General features: G+C 56.4%; 5 protein-coding genes. 3 read left to right on the top strand and 2 right to left on the bottom strand.

The features are described from left to right. Positions 1–8 precede the first annotated feature (8 nt). From MMG82_RS00945 to MMG82_RS00935, 3 genes are read left to right on the top strand one after another with little or no spacing between them, the layout of a single operon-like run. Positions 9–1,145 (top strand): alkene reductase, encoded by a 1,137-nt coding sequence (locus MMG82_RS00945; RefSeq protein WP_169548644.1) that lies wholly within the window; start codon positions 9–11, stop codon positions 1,143–1,145. Then, entirely contained in the window at positions 1,145–1,789 is a 645-nt protein-coding gene (locus tag MMG82_RS00940; protein WP_241406273.1) for an ester cyclase, read from the top strand. Before MMG82_RS00945 ends, MMG82_RS00940 begins: the two co-directional genes overlap by 1 nt. Continuing rightward, positions 1,786–2,790, top strand: coding sequence for a polysaccharide deacetylase family protein (locus tag MMG82_RS00935; protein WP_241406272.1), 1,005 nt, complete (start codon positions 1,786–1,788; stop codon positions 2,788–2,790). Before MMG82_RS00940 ends, MMG82_RS00935 begins: the two co-directional genes overlap by 4 nt. 60 nt (positions 2,791–2,850) lie before the next feature. Here the strand turns inward: MMG82_RS00935 and MMG82_RS00930 are convergent, their stop codons facing one another. Both MMG82_RS00930 and MMG82_RS00925 read right to left on the bottom strand, forming a co-directional pair. Then, positions 2,851–4,011, bottom strand: a complete 1,161-nt coding sequence (locus MMG82_RS00930) for a putative sulfate/molybdate transporter (protein WP_241406292.1) — start codon at positions 4,009–4,011, stop codon at positions 2,851–2,853. Positions 4,012–4,270: 259 nt separating this feature from the next. Further along, positions 4,271–26,266 carry a VCBS domain-containing protein gene (locus tag MMG82_RS00925; protein ID WP_241406271.1) on the bottom strand — a complete coding sequence of 7,332 codons (21,996 nt, stop codon included), beginning with the start codon at positions 26,264–26,266 and terminating at the stop codon, positions 4,271–4,273.

Genomic DNA, 26,266 nt, shown 5'->3' with positions numbered 1-26,266 from the left:
GAGTGCATATGAGTTTATTTACAGCCTATGAGTCAGCGGCACTGACACTGCAAAATCGTATTGTTATGGCGCCGATGACACGGGCGCGTACCACGCAACCGGGTAATATCCCTAATGATTTAATGGCGCAATATTACGCCCAGCGTGCGTCGGCAGGGCTTATCATCAGTGAAGCGACCCAAATTTCCGACGACAGCCAAGGCTACTCATTTACCCCCGGCGTCTATACCGAGGCGCAAATTGATGGCTGGAAAAAGGTTACTGCGGCGGTGCATCAAGCGGGTGGAAAAATCTTTAATCAAATCTGGCATGTAGGCCGAGTGTCCCATCCGATTTTTCAGCAGGGTGCAGCGCCGATTGCACCATCAGCGATTGCTCCTGTTGGTACTAAGGTATGGATCGTTGATGAGGAGCATCCCGAGGGACAAATGGTAGATTGCCCCGAGCCGAGGGAAATGACCCAAGCGGATATCGACCGCGTGGTGGCCGACTTTGCCAACGCAGGGGCAAATGCCGTTGCCGCGGGTTTTGATGGCATCGAAATCCATGGTGGTAATGGTTATCTCATTGACCAATTCCTGCGGACTAATTCTAACCATAGAACCGACGCCTACGGCGGCACGCCTGAAAAACGTATTCGGTTTTTATTGGAAGTGGTTGAAGCGGTAAGTGCCCAGATTGGCGCCGATAAAGTAGGCGTTCGCCTCGCACCCTATGTAACCTTTAAGGATATGGCCTGCCCTGAGATTGTCGATACTATCCTGTTGGCCGCCAAACACTTATCGGCGTTGGGCGTAGCGTATTTGCACTTGTCGGAAGCCGATTGGGACGATGCGCCACAGGTGCCTGAGTCTTTCAGAATCGAGCTTCGCAAAGTGTTTAAAGGCAGCATTATTGTGGCGGGGCGTTACGATGTCGAGCGTGCCAATGAGGTTATCGAAAAAGGTTATGCCGACTTAGTGGCCTTTGGCCGTGCCTTTATTGCTAACCCCGATCTGCCCTATCGATTAGCCAATCAATTACCCCTATCGCCCTTCGATAAGGGGCCATTATTTGGCGGCAGTGCGGCGGGCTATACCGATTATCCTAGCTATCAAGCGGCACTGCGCGCCGTCATCCGCTCTAGTGACGATGAGGTGGCATAATGCAAAACCGTATTTATTGCCCTGTTTCTCCTTGGATAAGAGTAGGTTTGTGGAGCTCAGGATTACTCGGCTTAGCCATTATAGGCTTTGCGCTTGCGAGTCTAAGTATGACGGCGTTTGCCGCTCAAGGTGGTTCAACCCAAGCCAGTGTTGATGTCAAAACCGCTCTTACTCCTAAGGTAACGGCAATGGAGCTGATCAGCGATGGTTCACCACAGGCTGAATCTATTGCCCACGCCGCTTTGCTATACGCTAGTTTTTGGGATACCGGTGATCCGACATTTGCCCGTTGGGCATTAGCGACCCGTTTTATTGATCGCACCTTGCCCGAAGGTCGTGCACAGGGGATTAGCGGACCGCTCGACGCCTCTAAAACCTTTAGGGCGGCGGTGCCAGATCTCTCGGTAACCGTTGAGCACTTGCTGGTAGTCGGTGACCGTGCGGTTGTGCGCCTCCGTTTTTATGGCCACTTTACGGGGACCTTTGGTGAACAGCGTGGTCAAGGGCAAAAAATTGATTTTCGCGCCGTAGATATGTACCGCGTGCGTGAGGGTTTTATTACTGATAACTGGCACCTAGAGGATTATCAAACGCTATTTAACCAGCTTGCCTCTAACGCTGTGACCACAGGAGCGAAGTCATGAATCAACGTCGACAATTTTTAAAGACCAGTTTACAGGCGGGCGGCGCTTTGATTGCAGGGGTAGGGCTGAGTCAGTCAGCCTTTTCAATGGGAGTTCCGAGCTTAGTGGCGGTCGATGATCAAACTCAAACTTCGGTAGGAGGCAGTATGAATAAGCGTTTTTGGCCTAATGGCGAGCAACTAGTGATCTCTATATCCATGCAGTTTGAGGCTGGCGCGCAGGATAAAAACGCTGAAGGGCCGTTTCCACCAATGGAGAAAGGCTACCCAGATACGATTACTCCCAGTTGGTACGACTACGGGATGAATGAAGGGATACCGCGTTTGCTGCGTATATGGCGTAAGCACAATATTCACGTGACATCCCATATGGTGGGCCGCGCCGCCGAATTACATCCACAACTTGCTAAACAAGTGGCGGATGAAGGCCATGAGATTTCAGGCCATGGGCAGACGTGGACGCCGCAATACAGTATGTCGCCAGCGCAGGAACGTGATTCTTATATCCAGAGTATCAATACCTTAGAAAAGATCACTGGTCAGCGTCCCGTCGGGTTTAATGCGTTTTGGATGCGCCACAGCACCCAAACCTTAAATATCCTACAGGACTTAGGTTTTATCTATCACATTGATGATTTATCAAGGGATGAACCTTCAACTATCCCTGTGCAGGGTAAACCGTTTGCCGTGGTGCCTTATACCTTGCGCAACAATGATATAGGTCGCTTTGGTGGTAACACTGCGATGACGGCTGCCGCCTTCTTACAGGAGCTTAAAGACGAATTCGATATGCTCTATCAGGAAGGAGCATCGCAGCGGCGGATGATGTCGATTAGTGTGCATGACCGTATCGGGGGCACGCCAGGTCTTGCCAATGCCTTAGACAAGTTTATTCAATACGCGAAAGAACACTCAAAAGTGGGTTTTATGCGTAAGGATGCGATTGCTAAATGGGCGCTGGCGCAAAAGGATACGCCAACCAATCCTGCAAGAACATTTTAAGAGATAAAAACACAGCACAGGGATGTGCTGTGTTTTTTACTTTCTTGGGGATATTGGCGCTTAACGCATCGCGAGCATGGCCCAAGTGCGGCGACCTTGCTCAAGAAGAATCCCCACGGCAAGCCCTGCCGCGGCGTTAATGGCTAGGCAGGTCACAGCGGTAGATAAGATCACAAAGATACAGAAGGGCTTACCATCAATAAGGCGTTTTGACCACGCCAGTTGCAAACCGCCGATGGACAGCAAACTGCCGAGAATTGCTACAGGAATAAGCCCGAGCAACCATGCCATTTGGCTATCCCAAAACAGGGCGATAACCACACAAGTACCGCCGAAGATTAATGGTGCGAGGTGGGTTCGTGCGCCAAAGTGATACTGCACCGCAAGTCCTCCTGCGCCATGGCACATGGCCGCTGCACCAAAAGGCGCGAGTAATAAATTGGCCAGCCCAGAGCTAATGGCCAAGTTTTTAGGCGTGAGTTTAGCGGCGTCTTCGGGGAATTTTTCCTGCGCCATGGCCGAGGTGGCTATCACTGCATTGGTTAAGGTGAGGGCGAGCTGGGGCAACACCAGTAAAATCGCCGCCGAGCTCCACTCATTAAGGCTCGGCCAAGCCCAATGCAGTGAGGCGCTCAAAGCGGGAATCGTCAGGCTGCTAGTTATTTCGGTTTGGCTGTTGGCTTGCCACAACATACCCGCTGCGATAACGAGTGGCATGGCAAGGTAACGCAATGGCAAGAATTTACTCACAAACAGTAAGGCAAACGCGCCGAGTCCGAGCAACCAAAAGTCACTCATCATCTTAGTGCCCATCCACATCAATTGCAGACCAATCGCTAATTGAATCCCCACACTCACTGCTTGGGATAATTGCTTGGCAAGCCAAGTAATGGCGCCGCTAAACGCCAAGATTAACAGAATGATACCCATCAGCATGGCACTGGCTTGGAGCATCCCTGGCGTTAAGCCTTGGGCGATCACAAGGGCAGCGATGACCTTCATGGGCTGAACTGGGATCGGACGGCGATAAAATAAGGCGCTAAAGATGGCGAATAGGCCAAAGCCTAAAAATATCCCTTGGGGCGAAAATTGGTTTAGGGCAATTAATCCCAAGACTAAAGGTAAAAATGTGCCTAAGTCAGCAAAGGCTCCGCTGGTTTCACCGAGTAAACGGTTGAGCGGTTGAGTAGGGTGCTGTGTTGGGGTTTTGCCCGCGGTCATAGAGGTTGCCACAATTGAACATTGCCTACTTAGGCAAAATAAATGCCAGATATTTAAGGAGTTAAAGGGGATATAGGGAGTAATTTTCTGAGGTTTTTTTAAGCCGAGAGACATTTTGGCTGTCGAGCGGATGATACTGTGGCCTAAATGTCAGTTATGCACTTTTAGCCTAATAGACCCTAGGTACCTGCCTAGGGTCTATTGCGGATAAGTTATGGTCAGCGAAGAGAACAAGATAAATATTTGTTCTTCCCTTTGACTACATTTGGTTGTGCATGTCGTTTAGAGCGGAATGTAAGAGATCATCATCGTTTGGATTCACCTCTAATTGTGCATGTTCTCCCTGAAAGCCATACTGGTCCAAATGAGGTGTTTTGTGTTCCTCAATCAGTGGATTTTCAAAATGGTTAATCGTAACCATATCTAACATATCAGTATCCATATCTTGGAATGTTGATGATGGTGTGTTTAACGTTGCCAGTTCAATCGGTGTAGTTGGTTGTTGCTCAATAGAATCGGGCATCAGTCCCACCATTTGCAGATAGTGATCGATAGGGGATGTGGTTGCTTGCGCGGAAAAATTGCCTCCCTCAAAAAGGGTTGTATCGACAGATTTATCCTGCGCTGGGTTAGTTTGAGCAGTCTGTTCGTCTACAGATCCCACTAGGAGACTGGCATCATAGTTAACACTACTGACATTCAAGTGGCCACTTGACGCCAAATCAAGGTCATGTGCCGAAGTGGCTAGAGTAGCCGGCTCTGCAACATCAAGATTAACGCTGTCTATAGCTTCAAAGTTTGCTTCATCACTTGATTGTGATGATGTTTGCGCATGGAGTTGCAACTCTCCAAAAGTATATGGCCCGAGGTAGTCTGCCAATGGCGAGACCGCAGTGCCATCCGCCGCACTGCCAAGATCGACGTGTTGCGATGTGTCCGCAAAGTGCAGGTAATCAGCGAGCGGTGAGCCGGTACCACCCTGCTCGTTGGTTACAACTTTAGTGAATACCGGCACCGAGTCGTGACTCTCATCTGTACTATCAGTTGAGGAAGGCAAAGTACTCGCTGCATGGTTCGACAAATCTGATTGATCAGCCTGATGATGCGCGTCCTCCACAATTCCAGCATGCTGTTCAGCGTCAGTGCTTGGTGCCTGTGGCGCCGGAGGAGCAGGTCTGGTAGAGCGCACCGCACTGTCGTCGATACCAGTGATTTCAAGGTGAAGTACTCGCTGATCACTGGTGCCATGCTTATCCGTTGCTACCACCGGAATATCTAGAGAAAGTTTATGCCCTTGAGCAAGGTGATGATAGGCAGCATCGGCAGGGTTGAAACTGAAACTACCGTCTGAGTTAAGCGTAAATCCAGCAACGTGTGCACTGGTACTGAAGGTTCTAGTATCGCCTGAATCCACATCCGAGGCTTGTATGTGACCAGTCAGACGAGGGCCTCCCTCTACAACTGTCAAAACTCCATTCAGATTAGGCATGGCAACTTCCGATGTGGTTTTCTGCACAGAAGATTTGCCGCTGTAGCTGGTGCCATCACCAAAAATAATATCCTCTATATTGTTGGCGGTCCCCCAGCTTTTTCCGGTGGCTATCTCCGTAACCTGTACGTTTCCATAGTTGGTGCCTGAATCGACATGATTAGCAGACGAGGTAATCCGATAAGCACTAGCAGGTTTATCCAGCACAATGTAATCCTTTGGATCTCTCCCATCACTGCCACCGCCATCGGCACCGTGAACAGTGGCCGCATCGCTGAAGACAAAAATATCTCCAACAGAATTGCTCCCATGTGCGTTATGACTCAGAGCTGCGTAATCTGAGGCTTGCCAAACCCGCTGATGGGCGCCTGCGTGTACGACGCCGTCAACAATGGAGAATCCACCTCCTGACGCACCACCATCAATATTGATTACGGTATGCGGAGTTGTGACGCCTGTGATTTGGGGGCGATCATTCGTTCCCGTAATCTGGATAGTCAGATTATTTGTAGCAGTTGCACCGGAGCCATCCCGCACCTCGACAGGGATCGTAAGCGTTTGCGTCTGTCCCTGAGCGAGATGTTGGTAGGCAGCATCACTGGGGTCAAAGGTATAACTGCCGTCAGCGTGCAATGTGAAACCGGAGATTTTCGCGGTGGTGCTGAACGCTTGAGTGTCGCCTGTATCAACGTCGGTAGCGACCATCCTGCCGCTCAACTGTGCACCATTCTCAGCGACACTCTTGCTTTGTGCCGCAAGCGTAGGTGCATCGTTCGTGCCGTTGATCGTTACTGTAATGGTGTGCGCCGTGCCGTCCACAGAATGCACGGTTATCGTGTCCTGAAGAGCGTCATGTCGCCCCAGTGCCTGGATGCGAGGATCAGCGTTATTGGCAACGAAATTCCAGTGACCGTTTGCGCCGACCTCAAATTGCCCCAATCCCTTGTCGCCTGATATCAGGCTGCCTGCGGTCGTGCCGGTCGGAATCAGCCGGGACTCGGCAGCGCCATCCGGGTCGGTCACACTCAGGGTGCCCCCCGTACTCAACTTGCCCCGCAATACATGCTGGTCTTCGGTGACGGAGCCGCTGTCTTGTCCGGAAATGATTGCCGCATCGGGCGCTGCAGACAGCATCATGGTTGCCGTTTGGCTCACGCGCCCTCCGTGCCCATCGACAAGATCGTAGTGGAACGTCACCTGACCGTTGTAGTTCGCGGCTGGCGTGAATGTATAGCTGCCGTCTCGGTGGCTCACCAAGCTGCCGTGATCGGATGTAATGTTGGTGATGCTCAGGTTGTCGCCATCCACATCGCTGACATGCGCCAAGAGTTGCGCCTTGCTCAGGACAAACACAGCATCCTCTCGGCTAGCCGTTAGCACCTCGACTTGGGATACTTTCGGGACGTCATTTCTGCCGGTGATGGTAATGATGAGATTTTCTGTGTCGCTCGCCCCTTCGCCGTCGGTCACGGTGATCGGAATGGTGAGCTTCTGGGTCTGGCCGGCGGCCAGATGCTGGTAAGCAGTATTAGCCGGATCAAAGGTGTAGCTGCCATCGTCATGGAGCACAAAGCCTGCAGTGGTGGAACTGGTGCTGAAGTTCAGGACATCGCCATGGTCTACATCTTGCGCCACCATCTGTCCGCGTAGCACGCTGCCGTCTTCAGTCACTGACTGACTCTGCGCCTGCAGCACAGGCGCGTCATTGCTGCCCTGCACGGTGATGTGCAGCTCATGGCTGCTACCATCGGCGCTGTGCACCATCAGGGTGTCGGTCAGCGTCTCACCGGCCTTGAGCGCCTGCACGGCGGGGTCGGTGTTATCCAGGCGGTACTGCCAGGCGCCCTGCTCGTCGAGGCTGAAGTGGCCGTGCCGCCCTTTCGCGTCGGCCAGGGCGATGAAGTGCGCTTCGCCGGCATCAGGGTCGACCACGCTCAGCTGGCCGCTAACCTGCGCCTGCGCGGTATCCTCGGTGAGTGTTCCGCTGTCCACCCCGCTGATGGTGGCGGCGGTGCGCTGGGAACTGCCGAACAGCTGCACGGTGACGGTGTGACTCGTGCCATCAGCGCTGGTGACGGTGAAGTTTTCGCTCAGGGATTTGCCTGCCGCCAGCAACAGCAAGGCGCTCTGATGACCATCGGCTTGGTAATGCCAGAGGCCCTGCGCGTCGATGCTGAACTGGCCGTACTGGCCCTTGACATCTTGCTGGGCGGTAAAGTGAGCTTGGTCACCATCGGCGTCGAGCACAGTCAAGTGACCCTGAGTCTGCAGTTGAGCGTCACCATCGACGAGCACGCTGCCACCGTCGGCACCGGCCAGTACTGCGGCCGATCCGTGCGGGTTGAGTAGGCTATGGTTGGGCACACTGCCAAGCGTTCTGATGGCAACGTCGTATTTGGCGGAGCCCGCATAATCCAGCTGCTGCGGATTGCCACTGTTGTTCACATAGAACGAACTGCTAGCGCCCGGCGTTCCCTCGAGAATCAGTTGTGAGCCAGGATGGCTCTTGATCAGTTCGACTAGATGCCCCAGTGGTATATGTGTGCCAAAGGAATCTTGATGAGTGAAGCTCTCCAATACATGGCCATCGGCGGCCACTACTGTGGGTGTGCCGCCCGTAAAGGACAGCTCAAGGCCACTCAGGTTAGCGATATTGCCCGAACTGATTGCGCCCCCTATCGCGGGCCAAGGATCCAACTGGTTGAATAGTGAGTTTGCCACATGGGCCATCACATCCAGGTATGCATCATCCGCCCCCTGAAGAGCAACGCTGATGGTATGTGCCGTGCCATCGAAGCTGTGCACAACAAAGCTGTCACTGACGGTCTGCCCCTTGACCAGCGCCTGCACGGCCCTGCTGTTGTTATCTGCTTGGTAAACCCAGGCACCATTCTTGTCCAGGCTCAGATGGCCGTAATGGCCCGCAAGATCCTGAATTGGTTGGAAGACCGCCTGGCCGGCATCGGCATCGGTCACCTGCAACTGGCCGCGAGCCTCCAACTGATGGGCGGCATTGAGATTCTGATCCTCGGTGACTGTGCCGCTGTCAGTGCCGCTGATCACCGCATCCTCGGCCGTGCCCTGGATGCTTAGGGTGATCTGATGGGTCGTGCCCTCGGCACTGATGACGCTCACCACCTCGCTGAGCACTCCCGGCAACGGCGGCGTCTGCCATGCTAGGGCCAGGTGCACCGCAGCGTTCTCCGGGTCGGTGAGCATGGTAGAGCCGGAGAGCGGCAGGCCATGCAGCACCCCCATATCGCCGCGATCGTGGACGAAGAATTGTACATCGCTCTGCGAGCCTTGCAGGTGCACTTCATAGCCTGTGCCCTGATGTAGCCAGCTCAGCAGCTCGTCCACCCCGAGCGTGCTACGGCCCTGGGCGTCCATCGCATAGACCACTGGCGTTGTGCCCGATGGGCCACTGAGCACAATGGCAGCGCCCTGCACCGTCAGATCCAGCACGCCGGCTAAGGCGCCCGATTGCCCTTGCGTCAGCGCCTCGCCCACTGCATGAAAGCCCTCCATAGTGGACTGCACCAAAGCTTGCCCTAGCGCCTGGGCCATATTGCCGGTCTCGCCCAGCGTGCCGCCCGGTTTGAGCGCCTGCACCTCAGGCTTGTTGTTGTCCACTGTGTAGCTCCAAGCACCTAGGGCATCGATGCTGAAATGGCCATACTGGGTTGCCACGCCATTTTGCGCGACAAAGTTGGACTGGCCAGCATCGGCATCCTGGATCTGTAATTGCCCCGAAGCATGCAGTAGACCTTGGGCATCGACGTTCTGATCTTCAATCACTCGGCCTGTGTCGACGCCGCTGATGGTGGCACCATCGTTGGTGCCAGTGAGCGTAATCGTCAAATTCGCAGTGCTAGTTGCGCCAGTGCTGTCGGTAACTGTGATGGGGATAGTGAGCGTCTCAGTCTGGCCTTGGGCTAGATGTTGGTAAGCCGCACTGGCTGGGTCGAAGCTGTAGCTGCCATCGGTGTTGAGCGTGAAGCCATCGACCCCATTGGCGAGACTGAAGGAGAGTGTGTCACCGGTATCCACATCCGTGACCACCATCTGCCCGGTGAGTTTGGCGCCATCTTCGGTGACCGATTGGCTTTGCGCCGTGAGCACTGGTGCATCGTTGCTACCAGTGAGGGTCACTGTGACTGCATGGTTAGTGCCATCGGCGCTGGTAACGGTGAAGCTGTCGGTGAGGGTTTCGCCCGCCTTGAGCTGCTGAATGGCACTTTGGCTGTTATCGGCGCTGTAGCGCCACTGACCGTCGGCGTCGAGGCTGAGCGTGCCGTAACTGCCCGCCACATTGGTTTGTGCGGTGAAATGGTCCTGGCCTGCATCCGGGTCGCTGATTGTGAGTTGTCCATGGGTTTCGAGCTGGCCTGCGGTCAGGTTGGCATCTTCAGTGACGGTGCCGCTATCGACACCCGCAATCACGGCGCCGTCATCATGGCCGTTGATGGTGATGGTCACTGTGTGGGTCGTGCCGCCCACAGACTGGACGGTGATACTGTCGGTGAGGGTTTCGCCCGCCTTGAGTTGTTGAACCGCGCTCTGACTGTTGTCGGCGCTGTAGTGCCACTGGCCGTCGGCGTCGAGGCTGAACGTGCCGTAACTGCCCGCCACATTGGTTTGTGCGGTGAAGTGGTCCTGGCCCGTATCCGGGTCGGTGATTGTCAGTTTTCCATGGGTTTCGAGCTGGTCTGCCGTCAGGTTGGCGTCTTCAGTGACGGTGCCGCTGTCCACTCCCGCAATCACTGCGCCATCATCATGGCCGTTGATGGTAACGGTGATCTGGTGAGTGGTGCCGTCGACCGACTGAACAGTGAGGCTGTCGGTCAGTGTGCCGGTCTGTGAGAGCGCTTGAACAGTCGGGTTGGTGTTGTCCAGCGTGTAGGTCCAGTGGCCGTCCGCCGCGAGCGTGAAGCTGCCATAGCTGCCAGCGGCCTTCGTCTGTGCCGTGAAGGCGGCTTCCTGATCATCGATGTCGGTGACGGTGAGCTGGCCCGCCGTGGTGAGCTGGGTGTCTTCGGTGACCGCACCGGCATCCGTGCCGCTGATGACGGCGCCATCGTTGCTGCCGCTGACAGTGATAACCAGCTGCTGGGTGGCGGTTGCGCCTGCACTGTCGGTCACGCTGACCGGAATGGTCAGTGTCTCAGTCAGGCCTTGAGCCAGATGTTGGTAGGCCGCGTCAATTGGCTCGAAGCTGTAGCTGCCATCGGCGTTGAGCGTAAAGCCATCTACCGAATTGGCGAGACTGAAGGTGAGTGTGTCACCGATATCCACATCCGTGGCAACCATTTGGCCAGTGAGCAACGAGCCATCTTCGGTTACCGATTGGCTTTGCGCCGTGAGCACTGGCGCATCGTTTGTGCCGATGATATCGACGGAAATCGTGTGAGTGGTGCCGTCGGCGCTATGTACGGTGAAGCTGTCGTGCAGGAGCTGGCCTTCGCCAAGCCGCTGGATCTCAGTCTTGCTGTTGTCGACGCTGTAGCGCCAATAGGCCTGGCCGTTGGCCTGCGGGGTCAGGGTAAAGCTGCCGTAGCCGCTCAGGCCCGCGCCCTGCTGGGCCGGGAAGAGGCCTTCGCCGCTGTCCACATCGCCCACGCTGAGGTGGCCTTCGATGGCGGTGTGCTGGTCTTCCTTGATCTGGCCGGGCGTGCCGTGGTCAGTGATGGTGGCGCCGTCGTTGGTGCCGGTGAGCGTAATCGTCAGGTTCTGAGTGCTGCTGGCCCCGGCGCCGTCAGTCACGGTGACCGGGATGGTCAGCGTCTCGGTCCGGCCGGCGGCCAGGTGCTGGTAGGCCGCGTTGGACGGGTCGAAGCTGTAGCTGCCGTCGGCGTTCAGGGTGAGGCCGGCCACCGGCTGGTCGATGTGGAAGCTCAGGGTGTCGCCCGCATCCGCGTCGCTGGCCTGCATCTGGCCGCTGAGCAGGGCGCCGTCTTCACTCACCGACTGAGTTTGCGCGAACAGCACCGGGGCGTCGTTCTTGCCGTAGACCGCCACCGAAACCACATGGCTGGTGCCATCGGCACTGGTCACCATGAAGCTGTCGGTCAGTTGGGCGCCGGCCTGCAGGTTCTGCACCGCCGACTGGCCGTTGTCCACGCTGTAAACCCAGTGGCCGCTGGCATCAATGCTGAAGCTGCCGTAGGTGCCGGCCACATCCTTCTGCGCGTTGAAGTGGCTCTCGCCGGCATCGGCGTCGCTGATGCTGAGCTGGCCGCTGGTCTGCAGCTGGCCGGCGTGATCGACGCGGATGTCGGTGACCGAGATGGTCAGCGAGTCGCTGGCATCGGGCACGGCTCCCGCTGCGCTCAAGGGGGTGGGCAGGCCGTCGATGGGCACACTGCCCAAGGTGTTGTTGTGCACGTTGTAGCGCACATTGCCGGCGTAGTGCAGCTGCCCCTGGTCACCGCTGTCGTGCAAGTAGAAAGCACCGGAGCCGCCCACCGGCCCGTCCAGCACCAGCCGCGCACCCGGATGGCTCTTCAGCAAGTCCACCACCTGACCGAGGCCGATGTCGTAGCCGAACATGCCCTGGTTGCTGCCACTGGCCAGCACATGGCCATCCGCATCCACCACGTGGGGGTTGCCGCCGTAGAAGCTGAGAACCACGTTGCCCAGACTGCCCGCATCCTTGGCGTCGATCGCGTTGCCGATCTGTTTGAACAGGAACACGTTGCTCTTGAGCGTGCTGACGATGCTGGACAAAAGGTCGTGCTGGATCTCGTCGGCGCCCTGGATGCTCAGGCTCAGGGTGTGGGCCGTACCGTCGACGCTGTGCACGGTGAAGCTCTCGGTGGCGCTCTGTCCCGCGCCCAAGGCCTGCACGGCGGGGCTGTTGTTGTCGGCCTTGTAGACCCAATGGCCATCCGCACCCAGCGAGAGATGGCCGAACTTGCCGGCCAGGTCTGAGAGGGGCGTGAACTGGTCGCCACCGGCGTCCGGCGTGCTGGCGTGCAGCTGGCCTTGGGCGATGAGCTGGCCGCCGCTGACGTTCTGGTCTTCGGTCAGGGTCTGGTGATCCTCCCCGGTGATGACCGCGGCATCGTTCTTGCCGGTAATCGTGACGGTCACCTGATGCAGGCCGCCATCGGCGCTGGTCACGGTGAAGGTGTCTGTCACCTGCTGGCCGTCCTTGAGCGCTTGTACCTCGTGCTTGCTGTTGTCGAGCTGATAGCTCCACTGGCCATTGTCCAGCAGCGTGAAGCTGCCATAAGTACCGGCGGTATTGCTTTGCGCCACGAAGTGCGCTTCGCCGTCATCGACATCCGTGATGGTCAGTCGGCCTCTGGTCGCCTGTGTTGAGTCCTCCGTGGTCGCGGCGCTAATGTCACCGCCAATCACCGCGCCGTCGTTGGTACCAGTCAGGTTCAGGCTGAGGTTCTGCGTGCTGCTCGCGCCCGCGCTGTCGGTCACCGTGATCGGAATCGTCAGGTTCAGGGTCTGGCCTTGGGCTAGGTGTTGGTAGGCCGCATTGGACGGATCGAAGCTGTAGCTGCCATCGGCGTTGAGCGTAAAGCCATCTACCGAATTGGCGAGACTGAAGGTGAGTGTGTCACCGGTATCCACATCCGTGGCCACCATCTGGCCAGTGAGCAACGAGCCATCTTCGGTTACAGATTGGCTTTGCGCGGTAAGCACTGGGGCATCGTTGCTGCCGGTGATTGTGATAGTGACGGTGTGGGTCGTGCCGCCCACTGATTGGACGGTAAGGCTGTCGGTGAGGATTTCGCCCGCTTTGAGCTGCTGGATAGCGGTTTGGCTGTTGTCGGCGCTGTAGTGCCACTGGCCGTCGGCGTCGAGGCTGAACGTGCCATAACTGCCCGCCACATGGGTTTGTGCGGTGAAATGGTCCTGATCCGCGTCCGGATCGCTGATCGTCAGTTGACCATGGGTTTCGAGCTGGCCAGCCGTCAGGTTGGCGTCTTCAGTGACCGCGCCGCTATCGACACCTGCAATCACAGCGCCGTCATCATGGCCGTTGATGGTGACTGTGATGGTGTGGGTTGTGCCGTCCACCGACTGCACGGTCAGGCTGTCGGTCAGCGTGGCGTTCTGGCCAAGGGCCTGAACCGCACTGTTCTTGTTGTCCAGCGTGTAGGTCCAGCGGCCATCGGCTGCCAGCGTGAAGCTGCCGTAGCTGCCCGCGGTGTTCGCTTGCGCCGTGAAGGCCGACTCCTGGTCGTCGATATCGGTGACCGCGAGTTGGCCGCTAGTCGTGAGCTGGGTGTCTTCGGTGACCGCGCCAGTATCTGTGCCGCTGATGAGGGCGCCATCGTTGCTGCCAGTGAGCGTAATCGTCAAATTCGCAGTGCTAGTTGCGCCAGCACTGTCGGTCACGCTGACCGGAATGGTGAGCGTCTGAGTCTGGCCTGCGGCAAGGTGTTGGTAGGCCGCGTTACTGGGGTCAAAGCTATAGCTGCCATCGGCGTTGAGCGTAAAGCCCGCCGTCTGGGCGGTGGTGCTAAAGCTTTGGCTGTCGCCGGTATCCACATCGGTAGCAACCATCTGCCCACTGAGTTTGGTGCCATCTTCGCTGACAGATTGGCTTTGCGCGGTAAGTACCGGCGCATCGTTCGTGCCGACGATATCGACGGAAATCGTGTGAGTGGTGCCGTCGGCGCTATGTACGGTGAAGCTGTCATGTAGAATCTGACCTTCATTCAGCTGTTGGATCGCGAGCTTAGTGTGATTGGCTGTGTAGCGCCAATAAGCTTGGCCATTGGCTTGCGGGGTCAAAATAAAGTTTCCGTAGCCGTTTAGACTGCTCCCCTCTTGATTGGGGAACACACTTTCACCGCTGTCTGTATCGCTGACGCTGATATGGCCTTCTATGGCAGTATGCTGGTCTTCTTTGATTTGGCCGGGTGTTCCATGGTCGTTGATCTTGGCGCTATCGTTGGTACCTGTGAGCGTAATCGTCAGGTTCTGCGTGCTGCTGGCCCCGGCGCTGTCGGTCACTGTGACGGGGATGGTGAGCGTCTCAGTCTGGCCTTGGGCTAGATGTTGGTAGCTGGCGTGGGATGGGGCGAAGCTGTAGCTGCCATCGGCGTTCAGCGTGAAGCCATCGACCGCATTGGCGAGACTAAAGGTGAGTGTATCACCGGTATCCACATCCGTGGCAACCATCTGTCCGGTGAGTTGGGCGCCATCTTCACTGACGGATTGGCTTTGCGCGGTGAGTACCGGCGCGTCGTTGCTGCCAGTGAGGGTAACGGTGACTGTATGATTAGTGCCATCGGCGCTGGTAACGGTGAAGCTGTCGGTGAGCGTGGCACCGGCTTTGAGTTGCTGGATGGCTGACTGGTGGTTGTCAGCACGATAACTCCACTGTCCGTCTTCGCTCAGGCTGAAGTGGCCATAGGTTCCTGCCGTATTGGGCTGCACCGTGAAGTGTGCTTGGCCGAGGTCTGGGTCGCTGATGCTTAGTTGGCCACTCGTCTGCAATTGGCCCTTCTTGACGGACAGATCCTCGGTGACTGTGCCCTGGTCGGCGCCACCGATCATTGCGCCGTCGTCCTTACCTGCAATGGTTACTATGACTTGGTGCGTCGTGCCATCGGCACTGGTCACCGTAAAAGTATCCGTCACGTGCTGCCCAGTCTTGAGTGCCTGCACCTCGGGCTTGTTGTTGTCTAGCTGGTAGGCCCACAGGCCATCTGTGTCGAGGTTGAAGCTGCCGTAGGTGCCAGCTGTATCGATTTGCGCGTTGAAGTGAGCTTCGCCATTGTCTGTGTCGCTCACCGTTAATTGGCCGGAGACTACCCGTGAGGCGTCTTCTGTTGTGGTACCGCTGTCTACACCACTGATCACCGCGCCATCGTTGGTGCCTGCGACGGCGATAGTTAGGGTCTGAGTCGCTGTTGCACCGTGCTCATCGGTAACGGTAATGGTAAAGGTCTCGCTGCCAGATTGTCCACCCGCCAGCCCTTGGGTCGCTGCGCGATGGTTATCGATCGTGTAGGTCCATTGACCGCTGTCCGCGTCGATGGCCACACTGCCGTAGGTGCCAACGGTATTAGCAATCGACCATGCGAGGTGCGAACCTGCATCAACATCTGAGGCTGTCAGTGTGCCGCTAGTGGTCGTTGTCGCTGAATCTTCGGTGATAGAACCAGAGGTACCGGTTACCGCCGAAATAACGGGTGCATCGTTAGTGCCATTGAAGGTAATCAAAGCTGTTTGATGCACAGTTTGCGTTGCGCTACCGACCGTCTCGCTGATGTCGTACTTAAGGTAGATGGTGTGCGTCGCGCCGGCGGCCAGACGATCATAGTCTGGGTGGGTTGGGTCGATCTGGAGGGAGTGGCTATCCTGACTGAAGATAAAACCGCCCGGAACAGTGCTGGAGAAATGCTTGCCGTCGGTGGAATACATGAGGTTTTGTACCGTCATGCCATCGGCACCGTCGAGCAGGTCGAGTGTGGCGATAGTACCGCCTTCAGTGACCGCCTTGCTAAGACTACCTTCGTCGATGATCTCGGTTGTGGTGTGCAGGGTAGTGCCATAGCGGTCGGTGGTGGTGACGTCCACCGCCCATTCGTGGTTGCCGACCTTATCTATCTGGGAGTGCGGCACAGTGACTGTCCACAGGCCGCCGGTAACGGTCGTGGTGAGGTCGAAGGTATTAGCTGGGTTGAGCTTATCAACGAGGTGCACAGTAACACTGCTGCCATCGTAGACGCGAACGGCCGAGCCGTGGACGGTGATATCGCCAGTGGTAACCTCGTAAGCATTACCGCTCCAATGCCCACTTTGGCCCGGGTGATTGGCGCCGTGAACATGGTGGATGTCTCCAGCAGTAGTCTGCACCGCCAGAGAGTTGTCGATACTGTTTATAGCTAATAGGCCGTGTGCTTCGATGGTGAGAGTGCTCTGAGCATTACTTGTTGTCGTGCCGTCAGAGACGGTAATCGTGACTGGTACCTTGTCCCCTGTAACGCCAGTAATCGGTGTAAATACCCAGTTGTCGCCGTGGCGGCTAAACGTACCGTACTGGGCGTCAATGCTGACGCTGCTGATCGAAAGCGTGGTGTCGTGGTCAACGTCGCTGGCGTGAACCAGAGCCAGCAACTGAGTCTGGGTGTAGGTCTGGCTGCATGCATCGCCAATCGATCCCATATCTGTGCCCGCTGTGACAGTCGGCGCATCGTTCGTGCCAGTCAGGGTGACGGTGACTGTGTGGGTCGTGCCGCCCACCGATTGCACGGTAAGACTGTCAGTGAGGGTTTCGCCTGCCTTGAGTTGCTGAACCGCGCTCTGACTGTTGTCGGCGCTGTAGTGCCATTGACCGTCGGCGTCGAGGCTGAACGTGCCGTAACTGCCCGCCACATTGGTTTGTGCGGTGAAATGGTCCTGGCCCGCATCCGGATCGGTGATTGTCAGTTGTCCAGATGTGCTGATTTTTCCAGTCGTCACGTTACTGTCTTCAGTGACTGCGCCGCTATCAACCCCCGCAATCATGGCGCCGTCATCATGGCCGTTGATGGTCACTGTGATGGTGTGGGTCGTGCCGTCCACCGACTGCACGGTCAGGCTGTCGGTCAGTGTGGCGTTCTGACCTAGGGCCTGAACTGCTGGGAGACTGTTATCGAGCGTGTAGGTCCAGTGGCCATCGGCCGCCAGCGTGAAGCTGCCGTAGCTGCCTGCGGTGTTCGCTTGCGCTGTGAAGGCAGACTCTTGGTCGTCGATGTCGGTGACCGTGAGTTGGCCTTGGATTGTGAGAAGGGTGTCTTCGGTGACCGCGCCAGTATCTGTGCCGCTAATGACGGCGCCATCGTTGCTGCCTGTGAGCGTAATCGTCAAATTCGCAGTACTAGTTGCGCCAGCGCTGTCGGTGACTGTGATGGGAATAGAGAGCGTCTCAGTCTGGCCTTGGGCTAGGTGTTGGTAGGCCGCGTTACTGGGGTTAAAGCTATAGCTGCCATCGGCGTTGAGCGTAAAGCCATCGACCGCATTGGCGAGGCTGAAAGAGAGTGTGTCACCCGTATCCACATCCGTGGCGACCATCTGTCCGCTGAGTTTGTTGCCATCTTCGCTGACCGATTGGCTTTGCGCGGTGAGCACTGGCACATCGTTCGTGCCGACGATATCGACGGAAATTGTGTGAGTGGTGCCGTCGGCGCTATGTACGGTGAAGCTGTCGTGCAGGAGCTGGCCTTCGCCAAGCTGCTGGATCTCAGTCTTGCTGTTGTCGACGCTGTAGCGCCAATAGGCCTGGCCGTTGGCCTGCGGGGTCAGAACAAAGCTGCCGTAACCGCTCAGGCCCGCGCCTTGCTGGGCAGGGAAGAGGCCTTCGCCACTGTCCACATCGCGCACGCTGAGATGGCCTTCGATGGCGGTGTGCAGATCTTCCTTGATCTGGCCGGGCGTGCCGTGATCGGTGAGGGTTGCGCCGTCGTTGGTGCCGGTGAGCGTAATCGTCAGGTTCGCAGTGCTAGTTGCGCCAGTGCTGTCGGTCACGCTGACCGGAATGGTGAGCGTCAGCGTCTGGCCTTGGGCCAAGTATTGGTAGGCCGCGTTACTGGGGTCAAAGCTGTAGCTGCCATCGGCGTTCAGGGTGAAGCCCGCGACGCGGGTGCCAATGCTGAAGTGCAAGGTGTCGCCCTGATCCACATCGGTGGCGACCATCTGACCGCTGAGGCGGCTGCCGTCTTCCGTCACGGATTGGCTTTGCGCGGTGAGCACTGGCGCGTCGTTGCTGCCAGTGAGGGTCACTGTGACGGTATGATTGGTGCCATCGGCGCTGGTAACGGTGAAGCTGTCGGTGAGCGTGGCACCGGCTTTGAGTTGCTGGATAGCGGTTTGGCTGTTGTCAGCGCTGTAGCGCCACTGACCGTCGGCGTTGAGGCTGAACGTGCCATAACTGCCCGCCACATTGGTTTGTGCGGTGAAATGGTCTTGGCCTGCATCCGGATCGCTGATTGTCAGTTGTCCAGACGTGGTGATTTTTCCGGTAGCCACGTTACTGTCTTCTGTGACTGTGCCGCTATCGACACCTGCAATCAGGGCGCCGTCATCATGGCCGTTGATGGTTACTGTGATGGCGTGGGTCGTGCCGTCTACCGACTGCACGGTCAGGCTGTCGGTTAGCGTGGCGTTCTGGCCAAGGGCCTGAACTGCACTGTTCTTGTTGTCCAGCGTGTAGGTCCAGTGGCCATCGGCCGCCAGCGTGAAGCTGCCGTAGCTGCCTGCTGTGTTCGCTTGCGCCGTGAAGGCAGACTCCTGGTCGTCGATGTCGGTGACCGTGAGTTGGCCTTGGGTTGTGAGCTGGGTGTCTTCGGTGACCGTACCGGCATCTGTGCCACTAATGACGGCGCCATCGTTGCTGCCGCTGACGGTGATAACCAACTGCTGGGTGGCGCTTGCCCCCGCGCTGTCGGTTACGCTGACCGGAATGGTGAGCGTCTGCGTCTGGCCAGCAGCCAGGTGTTGGTAGGCCGCATTGGATGGATCAAAGCTGTAGCTGCCATCGGCATTGAGCGTAAAGCCATCTACCGAATTAGCGAGGCTGAAGGTGAGTGTGTCACCGGTATCCATATCCGTAGCGACCATCTGGCCCGTGAGCAACGAGCCATCTTCGGTTACAGATTGGCTTTGCGCAGTGAGCACTGGTGCGTCATTGCTGCCAGTAAGGGTCACTGTGACGGTATGATTGGTGCCATCGGCGCTGGTAACGATGAGGCTGTCGGTGAGCGTGGCGCCGGCTTTTAGTTGCTGGATAGCGGTTTGGCTGTTGTCGGCGCTATAGTGCCACTGACCGTCGGCGTCGAGGCTGAAGCTGCCATAACTGCCCGCCACATTGGTTTGTGCAGTGAAGTGGTCCTGGCCCGCATCTGGGTCGCTGATCGTCAGTTGTCCAGACATGGTGATTTTTCCAGTAGTCACGTTACTGTCTTCCGTGACTGCGCCGCTATCGACACCTGCAATCACGGCGCCATCATCATGGCCGTTGATGGTGACCGTGACGGTGTGTGTCGTGCCGTCCATCGACTGCACGGTCAGGCTGTCGGTCAGCGTGGCGTTTTGGCCAAGGGCCTGAACCGCACTGTTCTTGTTGTCCAGCGTGTAGGTCCAGTGACCATCGGCCGCCAGCGTGAAGTTGCCGTAGCTGCCCGCAGTGTTCGCTTGCGCCGTGAAGGCCGACTCCTGGTCGTCGATGTCGGTGACCGTGAGTTGGCCACCAGTCGTGAGCTGGGTGTCTTCGATGACCCAGCCAGCATCTGTGCCGCTAATGATGGCGCCATCGTTGCTGCCTGTGACGGTGATAACCAGCAGCTGGGTGGCTGTCGCGCCTGCGCTGTCGGTCACGCTGACCGGAATGGTCAGTGTTTCAGTCTGGCCGGCGGCAAGGTGTTGATAAGCTGCATTGGCTGGGTCAAAGCTGTAGCTGCCATCGGCGTTGAGCGTAAAGCCATCGACCGCATTGGCGAGACTGAAGGTAAGTGTGTCACCGGTATCCACGTCCGTGGCGACCATCTGTCCGCTGAGTTTGTTGCCATCTTCGGTGACCGATTGGCTTTGCGCGGTAAGTACCGGCGCATCATTGCTGCCAGTAAGGGTGACTGTGACTGTGTGGGTCGTACCGCCAACAGACTGGACGGTAAGGCTGTCGGTGAGGGTTTCGCCCGCCTTGAGTTGTTGAACCGCGGTTTGGCTGTTATCGCTGACGTAAGTCCAGTGTCCTGCTTGATCGAGGCTGAACGTACCATAACTGCCCGCCACATTGGTTTGTGCAGTGAAATGGTCCTGGCCTGCATCCGGGTCACTGATCGTCAATTGTCCAGACGTGGTGATTTTTCCAGTAGTCACGTTACAGTCTTCCGTGACGGTACCACTATCGACACCTGCAATCACGGCACCATCATCATGGCCGTTGATGGTGACGGTGATGGTGTGTGTCGTGCCATCCATCGACTGCACAGCAAGGCTGTCGGTCAGCGTGGCGTTCTGGCCAAGGGCCTGGACTGCTGGGAGACTATTATTGAGCGTGTAGGTCCAGTGGCCATCGGCCGCCAGCGTGAAGCTGCCATAGCTGCCTGCGGTCTTGGCCTGCGCCGTGAAGGCTGACTCCTGGTCGTCGATGTCGGTGACCGTGAGTTGGCCACCAGTCGTGAGCTGGGTGTCTTCGGTGACTGCGCTGGCATCTGTGCCGCTGATGATGGCGCCATCGTTGCTGCCGCTGACGGTGATAACCAGCTGCTGGGTGGTGGTTGCTCCCGCACTGTCGGTCACGCTGACCGGAATGGTCAGTGTCTCAGTCTGGCCTTGAGCCAGATGTTGGTAGGCCGCGTTACTGGGGTCAAAGCTATAGCTGCCATCGCCGTTGAGCGTAAAGCCAGCCGTCTGGGCTGTGGTGCTAAAGGTTTGGCTGTCGCTGGTATCCACATCGGTGGCAACCATCTGTCCGCTGAGTTTGTTGCCATCTTCGGTGACCGATTGGCTTTGCGCCGTGAGCACTGGCGCATCGTTCGTGCCAGTCAGGGTGATGGTCACTGTGTGGGTCGTACCGCCAACAGACTGGACGGTTAGGCTGTCGGTGAGGGTTTCGCCCGCCTTGAGTTGCTGGATAGCGGTTTGGCTGTTGTCAGCGCTGTAGCGCCACTGACCGTCGGCGTCGAGGCTGAACGTGCCATAACTGCCCGCCACATGGGTTTGTGCAGTAAAATGGTCCTGGCCCGCATCCGGATCGCTGATCGTCAGTTGTCCATGGGTTTCGAGCTGGCCAGCCGTCAGGTTGGCGTCTTCAGTGACGGTGCCGCTATCGATACCTGCAATCAGGGCGCCGTCATCATGGCCGTTGATGGTTACTGTGATGGTGTGGGTCGTGCCGTCCACCGACTGCACGGTCAGGCTGTCGGTCAGTGTGCCGTTTTGGCCTAGGGCTTGGACTGCTGGGAGACTATTATTTAGCGTGTAGGTCCAGTGGCCATCGGCCGCCAGCGTGAAGCTGCCGTAGCTGCCCGCGGTCTTGGCCTGCGCCGTGAAGGCCGACTCCTGGTCGTCGATGTCGGTGACCGTGAGTTGGCCACCAGTTGTGAGCTGGGTGTCTTCGGTGACCGTACCGGCATCTGTGCCGCTGATGATGGCGCCATCGTTGCTGCCTGTGACGGTGATAACCAACTGCTGGGTGGCGGTCGCCCCCGCACTGTCGGTCACGCTGACCGGAATGGTGAGCGTCTGCGTCTGGCCTGCGGCAAGGTGTTGATAAGCTGCATTGGATGGATCGAAGCTGTAGCTGCCATCGGCGTTGAGCGTAAAGCCATCGACCGCATTGGCGAGACTGAAGATAAGTGTGTCACCGGTATCCATATCGGTGGCAACCATCTGTCCGCTGAGTTTGTTGCCATCTTCGGTTACAGATTGGCTTTGCGCGATAAGTACTGGCGCATCATTGCTGCCGGTGATTGTGACGGTGACGGTGTGGGTCGTGCCGCCCACTGATTGGACGGTAAGGCTGTCGGTGAGGGGGTCGCCCGCCTTGAGTTGCTGAATGGCACTTTGGTTGTTATCGCTGACGTAAGTCCAGTGTCCTGCTTGATCGAGGCTGAACGTGCCATAACTGCCCGCCACATGGGTTTGTGCGGTGAAGTGGTCCTGGCCCGCGTCCGGATCGCTGATCGTCAGTTGTCCAGACGTGGTGATTTTTCCAGTAGTCACGTTACTGTCTTCAGTGACTGCGCCGCTGTCCACGCCAGCAATCACTGCGCCATCATCATGGCCGTTGATGGTGACAGTGATGGTGTGGGTCGTGCCGTCCACCGACTGCACGGTCAGGCTGTCGGTCAGTGTGGCGTTTTGGCCAAGGGCCTGAACTGCACTGTTCTTGTTGTCCAGCGTGTAGGTCCAGTGGCCATCGGCCGCCAGCGTGAAGTTGCCGTAGCTGCCCGCGGTGTTCGCTTGCGCCGTGAAGGCTGACTCCTGGTCGTCGATGTCGGTGACCGTGAGCTGGCCACCAGTCGTGAGCTGGGTGTCTTCAGTGACCGTATCGGCATCTGTGCCACTAATGATGGCGCCATCGTTGCTGCCTGTGAGCGTAATTGTCAGGTTCGCAGTGCTAGTTGCGCCAGTGCTGTCGGTGACTGTGATTGGGATTGTGAGCGTCTCAGTCTGGCCTGCGGCAAGGTGTTGGTAAGCCGCATTGGCTGGGGCGAAGCTGTAGCTGCCATCGGCGTTGAGCGTAAAGCCATCGACTGCATTGGCGAGACTGAAGGTAAGTGTGTCGCCGGTATCCACATCCGTAGCCACCATCTGGCCAGTGAGCAACGAGCCATCTTCGCTGACCGATTGGCTTTGCGCTGCAAGCACTGGCGCATCGTTCGTGCCGACGATATCGACGGAAATCGTGTGAGTCGTGCCGTCGGCGCTATGTACTGTGAAGTTTTCGTGCAGCATCACTCCTTCGCTGAGCTGCTGGATTTCTGGCTTACTGTTGTCGAGCTGGTAGCTCCATCGGCCGTCTGCACTCAGGCTAAAGTGGCCGTAAGTGCCAGCCGTGTCGGTCTGCGCTACGAAGTGTGCTTCACCATCGTCCACATCGGCCACACTGAGCTGGCCGGTGGTGATCTGGGCGTTGTCTTCTTTGGCACTGCCAGTGCTGACTCCGCCGATAGTCGCGCCATCGTTGCTGCCGTTGAGCTTGATTACTAAGTCCTGGGAGCTGGTCGCGCCAGCGGCATCGGTCACTGTAACAGGAATGGTGAGCGTCAGCGTCTGGCCGGCTGCCAGGTGCTGGTAGCTGGCATGACTGGGGTCGAAGCGCCAACTGCCGTCGGTGTTGACGGAGAGACCATCCACTGGCTGCGCGATACTGAAGGTGAGCGTATCGCCACTGTCGGGATCCGTCGCGGTGAACTGCCCAGTGACCTGTGCGCCATCTTCGGTGGTGTGCACCGTGGCAATCGGATTCAGCGTGGGCACATCGTTGGTGTTGTTCACGGTGAGCTCAAAGGTGGTGCTCACTTTTGCGCCGCTGCTGTCGGTTGCAGTGAGAGTGACGTGTGTTGTGCCCACATCGCCATTGGTGGGCGTACCCGAGAAGGTGCCTGTAGCCGCATCGAAGTGCAGCCAGGCCGGCAAGCTGCCGGTGCTCAAAATCAATGTATCGCCGGTATCGATATCGGCAAAGGTGCCCGCAGGAATGCTGAAGCTGAAGGCAGTATCTTCCGTTGCAGTCGTTGTGACCAAGCTTTGAGCCACTACTGGTGCATCGTCGCTGCCCGTTATCGTCACTGTTAGTGTGTGGTTTGTGCCGTCTGCACTCGATATTGTCAGGCTATCAGTGAGGTGCTCACCGGTATTGAGCTGCTGAATAGCTGTTAGTGTGTTATTGGCTGTGTAGGTCCAGTTACCGGTAGCGTCTATGCTGAAATGTCCGTAGCCAGCACTGCCTGTGACATCGGTTAGTGCCGCGAACTGGGCTTGGCCTGCATCGGGATCGGTTATGGTTAATGTGCCGTGTGCCTGTAATTGCCCATGCTGGACAGATTGATCCTCGACAAGCGTTGCAGTGTCGGTTCCACCGATAATCGCTTTATCATCAGCACCTTTGATCAGGATCTCGATCTTTTGGGTCGTTCCATCCAACGCTTTTACAAACAGGGTTTCAGTTACGAATTCGCCATGTTTGAGAGCTTGTATGCTGGGATTGTTGTTGTCTGCTATGTAGGTCCAATGGCCATCACTATTGATAGATAATACGCCGAATTGACCTTGGCGCTGTTCGGCTGCAAATCCTGCTCGCCCGGTATCGGGATTGCTGACCCAGAGTTGACCATCTGTATGGAGTTGTCCTTGAGAAAGGCGTTTGTCTTCAAACACTCTCACTACTGATGTGCCCCTAATCACAGAGTGATCATCGGTACCATGAATGGTGATGGAGATGGTTTGCTGTGTGCCATCTTGGGTTTGCACCACAAGGGTATCAGTGATGGATTCTCCGGTTTTGAGTGCTTGAATTGCTGTTTGCGAGTTATCTGCGATGTAGGTCCAGTGGCCTAATTCATCAATGGTGAGGGTGCCAAACTGACCAGATTGCTCGGTCGCTGTAAATAAGTGTGGTCCGTGGTCGTTATCTGTAATGGTAAGGTTGCCATTAGCTCTAAGCATGCCTTGGTATGTGTCACTATCTTCAGTGAGTGAGGCCGAGGTTGTACCTGATATTTCGGCCTTATCATCGGTCCCGTTAATCGTGACTGTGATGTTTTGCGCGGTGCCATCGGCGCTGTGGATGATAAAAGTATCGGTTAGATGTTCACCCGATCTAAGGCTTTGAATGGTTGCTTGGGTGTTATCAGCGTTGTAGATCCAATGGCCGTTTACATCGATCGTGAGATAGCCAAATTGTCCTTGTAATGAATCTGCCGAAAAATGCGCTTGATTCTTATCTGGATCTTGGATGCTTAATTGGCCTGATACCGTTAATTGACCGTTGATCGTCTGAGTATCTTCCGTCACTAAACCTGTCATCTCGCCTTGAATGATAGCGGCATCATCAGCGCCATTCACTTGAATACTGACTTGTTGGCTTACTGGATGGCCTGATTGATCGGTTGCTGTGACGGTAAAGGTTTCCGTCACCTGTTGGCCAGAGAATAGAGCAAGCGTGGCGTTTGCATGGTTATTTAGTTGGTATTGCCATTGGCCCGTGAGTGGATTGATGCTTAGTTGGCCATATTGACCTTGTCCATCAAGCACTGCCCAAGTGATTACATCGTTATGATCGGGATCGACACTGCGTAGTTGCCCCATCACTGTCTGCAAGGAGTCCGCCGCATTAATGCTAGCAAGGTGCGATCCTAAAATTTGGGGCAGATCGTTACTGCCTTCGACATCAATGATGATTAGAGTGCTGACTTGTTCGCCATTGGGACCGCTGACAGTAACCGTAAATTGTTCGGTTTGATGCTCACCTTCGGCTAATGCATCAGTCTTAGGCGCATTGTTATCGAGTTGGTAATGCCACTCGCCAGTGATTGGATCGATATCAAGGCGACCAAATTGACCTTGATGTTCTGCGACTGTCCATTGGAGTGACGTTATTGCTTCACCATGGGCATGCAGTTTGCCAGAGATGCTCGCCGCTGGGGCATCTTCTTTAATAGATTGATGGGTGACTTGTTCGTCAATGCTCAGTGGTGTGTGGTGTTGCTCAGTGCTAATAATCGGAGGACGCACACTTTGAGTCAATGTGGTCCTCGCCATTGATACCGTTAATGCTGTCGGTTCAATCTGCTGCTTAATATCTCCAATTTCAGGGAGTTGGCTGAGGGTAACAAGGGGAGGCTGTGTGTCGTCAAAATGCGGACCTTGCCCTAAATGGGTTGATTCACTCGAGCCATAATCTTGGAACTTAGGGATGATTGTGGTTTGTGTTTCAGCTGCATTTGCTTGCTGCTGTTGTTCTAGCAAGGTTTTTTCTGAATCAGTACTTGCAGACTGTGTAGTTGAATGACGGTTATCAATATCTGCATCTGCCGTAGTCGATTGCGAATTCGATTTTTGCTCTGTCGATTGTTCGGTATTAGCAAGCTGCGTTGTAGCATGCGTGGCTAAGCGCCAAGACTGAGTTGCCACAATATCTGGGGTTGCAGAGTTTTGGACTTCGCTCTCTCTAAATTCCTTTGCCTTGAGCTTGGCGACATCTTTATCAAGTTTTTTAGCGGCAATTTCAGACTTTTTGGCGAGTTTTGCTGAAATTCGACTTTTACGTTTTGCGGTTGAGAGCGTTAATGGTTTTTTTGGGTTCAT

Origin of the sequence: Shewanella sp. MM_2022_3, assembly GCF_022557375.1 — a bacterium.
Lineage (GTDB): Bacteria > Pseudomonadota > Gammaproteobacteria > Enterobacterales > Shewanellaceae > Shewanella > Shewanella xiamenensis.
Note: the sequence above shows the minus strand (reverse complement) of the source record. Positions and strands in the feature narration are given on the sequence as shown.

What these genes read in the sequence shown, in the direction of transcription:
- MMG82_RS00945 (WP_169548644.1), top strand. Translation starts at nt 9, where the DNA reads ATGAGTTTATTTACAGCCTATGAGTCAGCGGCACTGACACTGCAAAAT.
- MMG82_RS00940 (WP_241406273.1), top strand. Translation starts at nt 1,145, where the DNA reads ATGCAAAACCGTATTTATTGCCCTGTTTCTCCTTGGATAAGAGTAGGT.
- MMG82_RS00935 (WP_241406272.1), top strand. Translation starts at nt 1,786, where the DNA reads ATGAATCAACGTCGACAATTTTTAAAGACCAGTTTACAGGCGGGCGGC.
- MMG82_RS00930 (WP_241406292.1), bottom strand. Translation starts at nt 4,011, where the DNA reads ATGACCGCGGGCAAAACCCCAACACAGCACCCTACTCAACCGCTCAAC.
- MMG82_RS00925 (WP_241406271.1), bottom strand. Translation starts at nt 26,266, where the DNA reads ATGAACCCAAAAAAACCATTAACGCTCTCAACCGCAAAACGTAAAAGT.